Origin of the sequence: Bacillus sp. 7894-2, from assembly GCF_002272225.1 — a bacterium.
Classification (GTDB): domain Bacteria; phylum Bacillota; class Bacilli; order Bacillales; family Cytobacillaceae; genus Cytobacillus.
On sequence record NZ_NPDG01000104.1, the window covers coordinates 1 to 9,833 of the forward strand.

The following is a 9,833-nucleotide window of genomic DNA, read 5'->3' on the forward strand; positions in this document are numbered from 1 at the left end:
GGCTTTCTGTGTCCGAATTTGGGGCAGGTTCTGACTCAAACACTCCGTTTTCTGCTTTCTGTGTCCGAAGTTGGGGCAGGTTCTGACTCAATCACCGGGATTTCTGCTTTCTGTGTCCGAAGCTGGGCTGGGTTCTGACTCAAACACCGGGATTTCGGCTTTCTGTGTCCGAAGTTGGGCTCGGTTCTGACTCAAACACGGTGATTTTTGCTTTCTGTGTCCGAAGTTGGGCCAGGTTCTGACTCAAACACCGTGACTTCTGCTTTCTCTGTCCGAAGCCGCTCCTGGTTCTCCGCCCAACACCAGCGCCCGCCATCCTAAACAGTTTGACGCTCAATCAGGTTCACCGTTATCTCTTCATGAGTACGGCTTTCCCTATCAATCGCTTGAAGCATCAGCTTTTTCCCCATTTGAACAAGCGGGATTTCAAGTGTGGTGATGTGCATGATTTTGGCGATCGGCTGGTTATCAAATCCCATAATCGCTAGATCCTCAGGGATTCGAATCCCTTTTTCCCTGCAGGATGTGACGATTCCGGCAGCAGCAAAATCACTTGTTACCAGCAGTGCTGTCGGAGGATGATCTAAGTTCAATAACCGCTGAATCACTTCTTCGCCATGCTCAAAATTCAGACACTCATAAAAAATATTTTCTTCATTATACGACTCTCCAATCCGCCTTACAAAATCTGAGTAGGCTTTTCCGCGCTGCCTGCTGTTGGCGCCGGATTTTCTTCCAATGCAATACCCGATTTTCTGATGCCCTTTATTATGTAAATACTCTAAAGCATTAGTGAACGTCATATAATGATCGATAAAAGTTGAGGACACATTCTGATTCCTTGCATCTTCACAGAGGACAATGGGACCATACTCGGTAAACTGGTTAATGACCTCCCAGCCGCAGATTCTTGAACAAATGATTAAGGAATCAATTTGCTTATGCTGCAGCATTTTCAGAGCTTCAATTTCCCTTTCTTCCTCGTAATTGGTCTGAAAAAGAACCAGTTTATAGTTGTTTTTCATGGCTTCATTGGCAATCCCTTCTACCAGCAGACCAAAATAAGGATTATTGGTAAAAGGAACAACCACTCCAATCAGAAGGGTTTCCCCTTTGCTCAAATGAACAGCATTGATATTCCGCTGATAATTGAATTCCTCCATCGCCTGCAGGACCGCTTCCCGCTTATCCTCCCTCACATAGGGATGATGATTGAGCACCCTCGAAACAGTTGTAACCGACACTCCTGCCCTTTTAGCGATATCTTTAATATTTGCCATAAACCCACCTGTTTTTTTCACGTTTTTTCTTGCTATGAAATGCGTTTCATACATTAAGCTTTTTTTAACAACTAAAGGAGGTTTCCTTCATGTTCATTCTATCAGGAATATTTTATCTGGTTTTATTATGCAGCTCTATTCTTGCCCTGTCATCTATTCCTATTTCCCTCTATCCGAAAAAGAGGGCAAATAGGAACACTCATGTAAAAGATTACTACAGCTCTTTATTTGATGTCTACGGGGATGAGGCATAACCGCCAAAATCCCACCCTCCCATTTTATGAAATTTCCGTGTATAGTATCATGTATCCCAACCCGAAAGGAAGACATGCTGTGTTTATTAAAATAACAAAAGAGCAGCAGCAAAAGATGATAGAGGATATCCAGATTTACTTTTCCGAGGAGAGAGATGAGGATCTATCTGAGTTCGCTGCAGAAAGAGTACTGGATTTTGTTAAGGAGTCTTTGGCGCCGCATTTCTACAATGCAGCAATCGCTGATGTAAAGCATGTGGTGGAACAGCAATATGCTTCAATGGAGGATGAAATCCTTACGCTTGAGCGCCCCATAAAGTAGAGTGCAGCAAAGGAATCACCTATATATGGGTGATTCCTTTTCATTTAGCAGAAACACTCATGTAAATAAACTTTAATACTATGTCATTCTCCTGTCATTTTTCTGAAAGTGATCAGTGATATGATTATTTTGACTGCTGAATAGATTTTATAGAGAGCGAGCAAGAAAAATGAACATTACTGATGCTGTAGCGCAATTGCAAAAATCTGGAATAAAGGCGAATAGTGATGACGTTGAGCGCTGGATCAATGAAGGAAAAATAAAAGCGGAACGCAGCGCGAGGAGGCAAGTCAGCTACTCAATAAAGATGAAGGATCTCGCTGATTTCATCATCCGGGAAAAAGAAGTGCTGTATCGCCAAAAGCTTGAAGGAGTCCTGCTTCAAGTAAAAGACCTGAAAGGGCAAATCGAGATCCTGAATACCAGGGTCCAAATAGAGGAATCAAAAGTGAAATCATTGAAGAAAATGATTCAGGCACAAAAACTGATTGCCGATGAAGAAATTAAGCCGGCAAAGCTTTTGGACCTGAAGCCTGATGAAGATCTGCAAATAGTCCGAAAAGAATTCAAAAAACTATTGAAAGCCCTCCATCCTGACCGAGGTGGAGATGAAAGACTTTTCAAGGTGTTTAATGAACATTATAAAAACATCTTTTAACGTTTGGAAATCGAGTATACATACATCTTATTTCCCGCTCTATGTAAGGTCTTTTCCTTTTTCATGCCTGCCTTCTCTGCAACACGGATTGATGCAAGATTATGGACATTGATAATGGAAACCAGCTTACTGTAGTTTAAGCTGGTGAACCCATACTCTTTACAGGCTAGTGCCGCTTCCGTGGCATAGCCTTTTCCCCATTCACGCCTGGCAAACAAGTAGCCGATCTCCATTTCCGTAACCCCGCCTGTATCCTGCGGAGTAATCCCGCATTGCCCCAAAAACCTGCCTGAAGCTTTCTCCTCCACAATCCAAAGGCCAACACCATAAGTCCGATAATTACGCAGCGTCCAGCTGATCCAATCTTCAGCCTGCTCTATTGTTTTTGTGGAGCGATAAAACCTCATGGCCTCCGGGTCAGAAAAGATTTCCATCAGATGGGGCAAATCAGTTCTTCTCATTTTTCTTAGAATTAATCTGTCTGTTTTTATAACTGGAGCAGCCATCGACAGTCTCCTTCCATCATCACTTGAATTCTTGCATTCTTACTAATTCTACAGAGTTTTTTCAAATCCTTTGTAGCATTATTCTGAAATTTCGTATTGCGAATTAAATTCAAAATCTTTAAAATAAAACAGAAACCATTTTTGAAAACCAGGGAGACACACATGAACCGCAAAATTTTTCTGTATGTAAAAGCCTTTTCTGATCTGGGTACCTTCATGGACTTGATTGCCATTAATGTGCTCATGTATGTTGCCACCGGAAGCTCTGCCTGGCTTGCTGCCACAATGGCCTTCAGGACACTCGGCGGCGTCTTATCCAGCCTTTTCTCAGGGGTTCTCGCCGACCGGTATGACAGGCGGAAAATTATGATTTGGACGGATGTTTTCCGGGCCGTTATCATTCTATGCTTAATTCCGTTTCCGAATCCCATCATGATTCTCATTGTCTGCTTCTTTATTGGTTTGACCTCCAGCTTTTTTGCGGTAAGCTACAGCGCCGAAATTCCGCAGATTTTTGGGCAGGATAAAGTGCTGGAGACAAATGCATTAATATCTAGATTAACATCTGTCAGTCTGGTATTTGGCTTTATCGGTGCTGGAGTCATCACTGATTACCTTGGCTATGAGGTCACTTTAATCCTTGATGCCGCAACCTACGTCATTTCGGCACTTGTTTTGGTAAGAATGAAGTGGCAAACCTCTGAGCCAGCCTTGAAGGAGGGAATCAGCAGCGGCTTTAAAGAAAAGCTCGCCGGCATTGGACGGGATTTGAAGGAAGTTTATTCATTTATCCTGCTTAAACCAATGCTGCTGCTTGTCAATATCGTCTTCCTTATCGGGGCATTTGCAGGAGCTTCGCATAATTTAGGGATACCGCTGCTGGCAGAAGAGATCGACAGCAGCAAACAAAGCTTTTATTATGGGCTAATCTGGGGTGTATGGGGAATCGGGTCGGTCCTCGCCACCATCATTCTGCCAAGATTAAAAAGCCTCCAGGGGAACCGCCTTTATTTTGCCTGCTTTACAGCAGCCATGCTAATGTCCGCAGGATTTATCACCTTCCTGTCCAATACTGGCCTAGCGGTCATTCTGCCGTTTGCCTTTTTAACCGGTATTTTCGATGCGTGCTTCACGACTCTGCATGCCACCATCCTGCAAAAGACAGACAACCACATCAGAGGTAGAATTTTTGGAGTCGGCATGCTTTTAAAATCATTGGGCTTTGCCCTCGGATTTGTTGCCGCGCCTCTTGTACTGGAAGTTTTATCGCTGGCTAAAATGGTCTGGGTTTTCCATGGAACCTTAATATCTGCAACCATTGTCGTCCTCATTTTTGCTGCAGGGATGCAGAAAAAAGGAAAGGGTTTAAGTCATAGTGCATAAGAAATAGCCCAGTTCATCAACTGGGCCAATCTTAATGTCGAGGTGCAAACAGAATTACAGACGCCCCTATAAGACATATCCCGGCGCCAAGCCAATCATAAAAGTCAGGTGCCTTTTTATCGATGCCCCATCCCCATAAAATGGACAGAACGATAAACACACCTCCATATGCAGCATACACCCTTCCAAAAGACGGGAAGGCCTGGAATGCGGCAATAATACCGTATAATGCAAGAATCAATCCACCCGCGATTCCCCATGAAAGAGGCTTTCCTTCGCGTATCCATTGCCAGATCAAATACCCTCCGCCAATTTCGGCTAAACCGGCCAATATAAATAAAATAATAGCCTGAAACATCTTTTCACTCCCGGAAACATTTGCTTCTAGTTTACATGTTCTCACTCAAAAAGGTAAACCTTATCCCCTGCTGCGATCTCACCTGTTTTCAGGACGGCGGCATAAACTCCGAAGTGATTATTCCTTTCACTGATCACCTTTTTATGAAGGCTTGGGTCCCTTTCCCCGCTTTCAGGATCGACTGTAATAATCATGCACCGTTCGCAATGCCGCTTCACTTTCAGCTCCACATTGCCAATTTTCATCGTCTTTTCAAACCACTGATCCTCCATAAAAGGTTCATCTTTTACCAGGGAAAGCACCAGATTCGGACGAAACCGCTGGAAGTCCAGCTTCTCTTTTCCCCAAAGCTCTTTCATTTTTTTCAGGGATGCATCCGTCACTACTAAAATATTTTCTTCTACTGCTCCTTCTGGAACATGTATAGGACGATATTGCACAGGAGTAATTTCTGCAAAAGAATGTTCTTCTATTTCTTTAATCAGTTGTCCATCATCCCAGGGGACCTGTTTTCCGTCCGGGGCTGTAATTCTAACAGGTGGGAATTTATTTAAATCCTCCTCACCTCTAAACTCAGCTTTATACCGCACCATTTCCGGAAACTGAGTAATCGTCAAGTATTTGCCTGGCCTGGACTTATCCAGATAGGCATGACTGCGATCCCCATACAGTCCATAATTCATTACATTCGTTTTATTCACGCTTTCCCCATGAAAGCTTTTCACCGGATAGCGGACAATCTCTCTTATATGTCCAATCAGCATTTACACTCCCCCATTCAAGAACAAAGCACAAGCGCCTTGCTCACCCCCGACACCTCGAGGGGGTAGGCGCTGAAGCTAGACGTAGATAAATTCATCCACAAAGTTATAAACTTATCGCGATTTTACTAATTCCTAAAAAGTAAAAAATCCATGACAGCATTTTCGTCTATCATGGAAATCCTATTACTGCGGCCGTTTTGTCTGCCGCTTGGCTTTTTCATCCCTGTCTGACCTAATAATTTTTTCCCGGACATCAGGAGGTATGGAGGCAGAGCTCTGTTTCGACTCAGGTTTCATTCCTGCACCTCCTCCTTATTTAACGACTTTGTAGCGCTTATGGCTGATCACCGTTTTGATGGGCTCATCCTTTTTCGGATTGATCCCAAGCTCCACAATGACTGAGTTATCCCGTACCACAACTACTCTGCCTTTTTTCCCTTTTTCCGAACCGCTAATGATACTAATAGTATCGCCAATATCCGCTTTCTTTCCACTGCTTACCTTATCTGTTTCTTCAGCCATCTCGATTCTCCTTTAAAAATAAATATATTTTTAACCATGTCGCTAGTATTGCCGTTTTGACCTTCTGCAAAACCCGTTTTACTTTTGCGATATCTTATTAATATGAAGATCCTTCAATAAATTTAAGCCTGCCCGGATGATCATCATGATACTTCCCGCAAGGAAAAACGAGATGGAAACCGTCTGGCTGACATCTGTCAAAAATAGTATACTTCCAATTAAATAAAGTACACCCAGGAGCATGTCATTTACAAATGAAATAGCCTGATACCGCTTCTCGATGACCATTTTGTAGCTGCCGATCTCAATATGCACATCCTCCTGCTGTTCCCTAACAATATTTTTAATTTTCATGAGTAACACCCCCTGCTTTGCCTTTTCCACATGAGGTGCCAAACATTCATGATTTTTCGGAAAGATGTTATGAAAAATAATCCAGGACCAATGAAGCCAGCAAGCCGAGCGCTGCAATAAATCCGGTCACCGGACCGCTGTCCTCAAAGGCTTCAGGCATCATGGTGGATGCAACCATGGCAATAATCGCTCCTCCTGCAAATCCTGCAATCCCTGACAGCACATCTTCTGTTGCTCCATCCAAAAATATGTACCCGGCCATTGAAGCCATTCCCGAAATGACAAATACCGAACTCCAAAGGAGAATGATTTTCTTTTTGGAGTAGCCGCTTTTTTTCATACCTGAAGTACTTGAAAGCCCTTCAGGAAAGTTGCTGATAAAAATGGCGGTGACCAAAAGAAAGCTGACCGAATCGGCTTCAAGCAGGCTTGTTCCAATCATGATGGATTCTGGTATGGCATCCATAATGGTTCCCGCGAAAAGCACAATTCCGCTGCTGGCTACTGCTTTATGGCCGGACCTTTTCCTGTGCTGGGCCCCTTTTTTGGAAATCATTATATCGAAGAGGGTAAAGGTGACGGCACCGGCCATAAATCCAATACCGGTCGGCAATAAACCGGCGTTGTGGACAGACTCCCCAAGAAGCTCAAATGAAGCTGCACCAATCAGGACACCTGTACCGAATGCCATAATATAACCGATTATTTTTTTCCGGATGGGCAGAAACATCGCTGCCAATGCCCCGAGCAGGACCGCTGACCCTGAAACCGCACCCCAAAATGCAGCATTCCACAACAGGACCACCCCCTTGTCTTTGTTTTGTATAATTATTTCCTTTTAGTCCACCCTAAAAACCACTATTCAGAATAAGATTAAAAAAGCAGAACCTCTAGGGTTCTGCTTAACGTTTATCTAATGGTTTTTAATGCACCGCTCCAGGATATAACCTGGTCAATCATTGCGTTCACATTATCGAGATGGAGATCTTGAGGTTTAAATACTGTGCCATTTTCAAAATCAGTAAATAAAGACAATGTTGGATGCACGCGAACATCAGCGATCATTAATTCACCCATGATTCCGCGCAGATGTTCAGCAGCTCTCGCCCCGCCGGTTGACCCATAGCTTACAATTCCTGCAGCTTTATTGTTCCAAGGTTCCCGAGCCAGATCAAGTGCATTTTTTAATGCCCCCGTAATACTGTGGTTGTATTCCTGAACGATGAATATGAATCCATCCAGACTATTAAGCTTCTCATTCCATGCAGCAATTCCTGGCGAATCCCCTTCACCTAAGAATGGCAATTTGAATTCACCTATATCTACAATCTCATAATTGGCATCCCCGCGTTTATCGGCAATTTCTTTTACCCATGAACCAACCTGAGGGCTAACTCTCCCCTGACGTGTGCTTCCTAAGATAATTCCAATGTTTAATTTCTCGCTCATTGTTTGTTCCTCCTTAGATTTTCTCCCAAATAATTGATTAAAAAAACCCATGTCTCACACCACCTGATGATAATTTAAACTCCTAAAATAATTCGATTCCCTGAAGGGTCTTCCGTAATCACCTGATTATTTTCAACTGCTGCAGCCGCGCCAAGCTTTTTTAAATTTTCCACTACCTGGCCGATAGCTGCTTCATTTTCAAAAATAAGCTTGAAGGATTGAAGTCCAGCACTATTCTCTGAAGGCTGCGGAGCTCCTACTCCGTTCCATGTATTCAAACCAATATGATGATGGTATTTTCCGCTTGAAATGAATAATGCCTGTGTTCCATATCGGCAGACCGCTTCAAATCCCAGTCCCTCCGTATAAAATTTTTCAGTATTCGCCAGTTCAGCCACATGTAAATGAATATGCCCCATGACCGTACCTTCGGGCAAGCCCTTCCAGGACTGCTGCTGCCCAATTGACAGTAAGTCAGGAAAGTCCAGAGGATCGACGGTCATAACAACTTCCCCGTTTTTCCATGTCCAATCGGAAGGACTGCGGTCAATGTAAATTTCTATGCCATTGCCATCTGGATCAGATAAGTAAAGTGCTTCACTGACAAGATGGTCGGATGACCCAAACTGCAGCCCGATCCCGGCGAAATGACGCACTATTTTAGCCAAATCGGAGCGCTTTGGCAGCAGCAGAGCAAAATGGTACAAACCAGTTGTTCTTCCCATCTTGGGTTCAGCGTTTTCCGGCTGTTCGATCGTAAGCAATGCCGTTTTGCCATCAGCAGTCAGCTCGGCAGTTCTATCTGTTTTTGATAACACTTTAAATCCGATTATGTCTTTGTAGAAAGCCAGGGATCTCTGCAGATCCTGAACTTTTATATCGACCTGCGCAACAAAGGTTATCGGTTTTTGATGAAAGTTCATGTAAATTTCTCCTCCCATTAATTTGCTTTTGACTGTGTTAATTTGTTCTCAAGTGACAGTGGTGAATCCTTCGCTAAAACAAAATAAATCGATGCAGCAAGCAATATTAAATCTAATTCATAGCCGGCCATTTGACCATTTCCCAAGAGGCCCAGAGAAAGCTTAGCAGTAAAGATCGCTCCAAGCATGATGACAGCAAATAATACGGAAACAATCTTTGTGCCGATCCCTAGTATAAGCGCTATGCCTCCTGCCAGCTCGATTACGGCAACAATATAAGCCATAAAGCCTGGAATGCCGATACTTTCGAAGAAACCGGCTGTATTGCTGATGCCTCCCTGAAATTTTGATAATCCGTGGATAAAGAAAATTAATCCTAAGATTGCTCGCAGAATGAAATGGCCTAATTCGTTTTTGTTCATGTTTGTTCCTCCTTGGTTAGTTACTTACTTTATGTAAGTTAGTATATTATTTATATTTAGTATCGTCAAGTAATTATTTTATTATTAGTTATTTAATTATTTTTGGTTTATGATTATAATATTAAACAAGGAGTGATACGGATGGAGAAATCACTAATTTGTCCAAGATTTGAAAAAGCCATTGGCATACTGAGCCAGCGCTGGACCGGATTGATCATCTATCAATTACTTAACGGCCCACAGCGTTTCTGCAGCATCGAATCCTCTATCGGGATAAGCGGCAAAGTTCTTTCAGACCGGCTAAAGGACCTGGAAAATGAGGGAGTCGTCAAACGCAATGTCTTCCCTGAAACTCCTGTAAGAATTGAATATTCCTTAACAGAAAAAGGCCTTGCCATGGAGCCGTTAATGAAAGAAATAGAAAAATGGTCGCAGAGCTGGTTAGAAGCTTAAAAAAGAGTCTTCCCGTTTGGGGAAGACTCTTTTTCTGCAAAATCATTTTGGTGGCGGGTTTTGATTGGCTCGGTGCCTGGGTTCTGACTCAGAATAATGGATTCTCGCCTTTTGTGTCCGAAGTTGGGTCGGGTTCTGACTCTAATCCTTGGATTCTAGCTTTTTGTGGCAGAAGTTGCACCAGG

The 9,833-nt window shown here is 43.2% G+C and carries 15 protein-coding genes; 5 read left to right on the forward strand and 10 right to left on the reverse strand.

The genetic code is table 11. The features are described 5' to 3' along the window. Positions 1-317: 317 nt before the first annotated feature. Positions 318-1,280 (reverse strand): LacI family DNA-binding transcriptional regulator, encoded by a 963-nt coding sequence (locus CHI10_RS16105; protein ID WP_095245244.1) that lies wholly within the window; start codon positions 1,278-1,280, stop codon positions 318-320. A gap of 89 nt (positions 1,281-1,369) precedes the next feature. Here CHI10_RS16105 and CHI10_RS22445 point away from each other — a divergent pair, with 89 nt between their 5' ends. The 3 genes from CHI10_RS22445 to CHI10_RS16115 all read left to right on the forward strand — a co-directional run bounded on the left by CHI10_RS22445 (position 1,370) and on the right by CHI10_RS16115 (position 2,514). Continuing rightward, positions 1,370-1,534, forward strand: coding sequence for a hypothetical protein (locus CHI10_RS22445; protein ID WP_179289061.1), 165 nt, complete (start codon positions 1,370-1,372; stop codon positions 1,532-1,534). A gap of 79 nt (positions 1,535-1,613) precedes the next feature. Continuing rightward, on the forward strand, positions 1,614-1,856 hold the full coding sequence (locus tag CHI10_RS16110) for a DUF2164 domain-containing protein (protein ID WP_095245245.1): 243 nt from the start codon (positions 1,614-1,616) through the stop codon (positions 1,854-1,856). A gap of 169 nt (positions 1,857-2,025) precedes the next feature. Beyond that, a complete protein-coding gene (locus tag CHI10_RS16115) occupies positions 2,026-2,514 on the forward strand; it encodes a J domain-containing protein (protein ID WP_095245246.1) in 489 nt (162 codons plus the stop codon). Here the strand turns inward: CHI10_RS16115 and CHI10_RS16120 are convergent. Next, positions 2,511-3,020 (reverse strand): GNAT family N-acetyltransferase, encoded by a 510-nt coding sequence (locus CHI10_RS16120; RefSeq protein WP_095245247.1) that lies wholly within the window; start codon positions 3,018-3,020, stop codon positions 2,511-2,513. The two genes, CHI10_RS16115 and CHI10_RS16120, sit on opposite strands and share 4 nt — an antisense overlap. 162 nt (positions 3,021-3,182) lie before the next feature. Between CHI10_RS16120 and CHI10_RS16125 the strand changes: the two genes are divergently transcribed. Continuing rightward, positions 3,183-4,403 (forward strand): MFS transporter, encoded by a 1,221-nt coding sequence (locus CHI10_RS16125; RefSeq protein WP_095245248.1) that lies wholly within the window; start codon positions 3,183-3,185, stop codon positions 4,401-4,403. Between the two features lie 31 nt (positions 4,404-4,434). Here the strand turns inward: CHI10_RS16125 and CHI10_RS16130 are convergent, their stop codons facing one another. From CHI10_RS16130 to CHI10_RS16165, 8 genes are all read right to left on the reverse strand, one after another. Further along, positions 4,435-4,761, reverse strand: coding sequence for a YnfA family protein (locus CHI10_RS16130; protein WP_095245249.1), 327 nt, complete (start codon positions 4,759-4,761; stop codon positions 4,435-4,437). 41 nt (positions 4,762-4,802) lie between these two features. Further along, on the reverse strand, positions 4,803-5,525 hold the full coding sequence (locus tag CHI10_RS16135; RefSeq protein ID WP_095245250.1) for an MOSC domain-containing protein: 723 nt from the start codon (positions 5,523-5,525) through the stop codon (positions 4,803-4,805). A 312-nt stretch (positions 5,526-5,837) separates the two neighbouring features. Continuing rightward, complete coding sequence (locus CHI10_RS16140; protein WP_095245251.1) at positions 5,838-6,047, reverse strand: DUF2187 family protein; 210 nt, start codon at positions 6,045-6,047, stop codon at positions 5,838-5,840. A 78-nt stretch (positions 6,048-6,125) separates the two neighbouring features. Next, a complete protein-coding gene (locus CHI10_RS16145) occupies positions 6,126-6,401 on the reverse strand; it encodes a YrhK family protein (protein ID WP_095245252.1) in 276 nt (91 codons plus the stop codon). Positions 6,402-6,468: 67 nt separating this feature from the next. Next, positions 6,469-7,197: a ZIP family metal transporter gene (locus CHI10_RS16150; RefSeq protein WP_095245253.1), complete on the reverse strand. Its 729-nt coding sequence runs from the start codon at positions 7,195-7,197 to the stop codon at positions 6,469-6,471. 113 nt (positions 7,198-7,310) lie between these two features. Beyond that, positions 7,311-7,901, reverse strand: a complete 591-nt coding sequence (locus CHI10_RS16155) for an NADPH-dependent FMN reductase (protein ID WP_095245254.1) — start codon at positions 7,899-7,901, stop codon at positions 7,311-7,313. A gap of 23 nt (positions 7,902-7,924) precedes the next feature. Next, the gene (locus CHI10_RS16160; RefSeq protein WP_095245255.1) at positions 7,925-8,773 is read right to left on the reverse strand and encodes a VOC family protein; all 849 of its coding nucleotides are present in this window, start codon (positions 8,771-8,773) and stop codon (positions 7,925-7,927) included. A gap of 17 nt (positions 8,774-8,790) precedes the next feature. Beyond that, the gene (locus tag CHI10_RS16165) at positions 8,791-9,195 is read right to left on the reverse strand and encodes a DoxX family protein (protein WP_095245256.1); all 405 of its coding nucleotides are present in this window, start codon (positions 9,193-9,195) and stop codon (positions 8,791-8,793) included. Positions 9,196-9,336: 141 nt separating this feature from the next. On the opposite strand from CHI10_RS16165, the gene CHI10_RS16170 reads away from it, so the two are divergent. Further along, entirely contained in the window at positions 9,337-9,648 is a 312-nt protein-coding gene (locus CHI10_RS16170; RefSeq protein ID WP_095245257.1) for a winged helix-turn-helix transcriptional regulator, read from the forward strand. Positions 9,649-9,833: the final 185 nt, after the last annotated feature.

What these genes read in the sequence shown, in the direction of transcription:
- CHI10_RS16105 (WP_095245244.1), bottom strand. Translation starts at nt 1,280, where the DNA reads ATGGCAAATATTAAAGATATCGCTAAAAGGGCAGGAGTGTCGGTTACA.
- CHI10_RS22445 (WP_179289061.1), top strand. Translation starts at nt 1,370, where the DNA reads ATGTTCATTCTATCAGGAATATTTTATCTGGTTTTATTATGCAGCTCT.
- CHI10_RS16115 (WP_095245246.1), top strand. Translation starts at nt 2,026, where the DNA reads ATGAACATTACTGATGCTGTAGCGCAATTGCAAAAATCTGGAATAAAG.
- CHI10_RS16120 (WP_095245247.1), bottom strand. Translation starts at nt 3,020, where the DNA reads ATGGCTGCTCCAGTTATAAAAACAGACAGATTAATTCTAAGAAAAATG.
- CHI10_RS16125 (WP_095245248.1), top strand. Translation starts at nt 3,183, where the DNA reads ATGAACCGCAAAATTTTTCTGTATGTAAAAGCCTTTTCTGATCTGGGT.
- CHI10_RS16130 (WP_095245249.1), bottom strand. Translation starts at nt 4,761, where the DNA reads ATGTTTCAGGCTATTATTTTATTTATATTGGCCGGTTTAGCCGAAATT.
- CHI10_RS16135 (WP_095245250.1), bottom strand. Translation starts at nt 5,525, where the DNA reads ATGCTGATTGGACATATAAGAGAGATTGTCCGCTATCCGGTGAAAAGC.
- CHI10_RS16140 (WP_095245251.1), bottom strand. Translation starts at nt 6,047, where the DNA reads ATGGCTGAAGAAACAGATAAGGTAAGCAGTGGAAAGAAAGCGGATATT.
- CHI10_RS16145 (WP_095245252.1), bottom strand. Translation starts at nt 6,401, where the DNA reads ATGAAAATTAAAAATATTGTTAGGGAACAGCAGGAGGATGTGCATATT.
- CHI10_RS16155 (WP_095245254.1), bottom strand. Translation starts at nt 7,901, where the DNA reads ATGGGTTTTTTTAATCAATTATTTGGGAGAAAATCTAAGGAGGAACAA.
- CHI10_RS16160 (WP_095245255.1), bottom strand. Translation starts at nt 8,773, where the DNA reads ATGAACTTTCATCAAAAACCGATAACCTTTGTTGCGCAGGTCGATATA.
- CHI10_RS16165 (WP_095245256.1), bottom strand. Translation starts at nt 9,195, where the DNA reads ATGAACAAAAACGAATTAGGCCATTTCATTCTGCGAGCAATCTTAGGA.
- CHI10_RS16170 (WP_095245257.1), top strand. Translation starts at nt 9,337, where the DNA reads ATGGAGAAATCACTAATTTGTCCAAGATTTGAAAAAGCCATTGGCATA.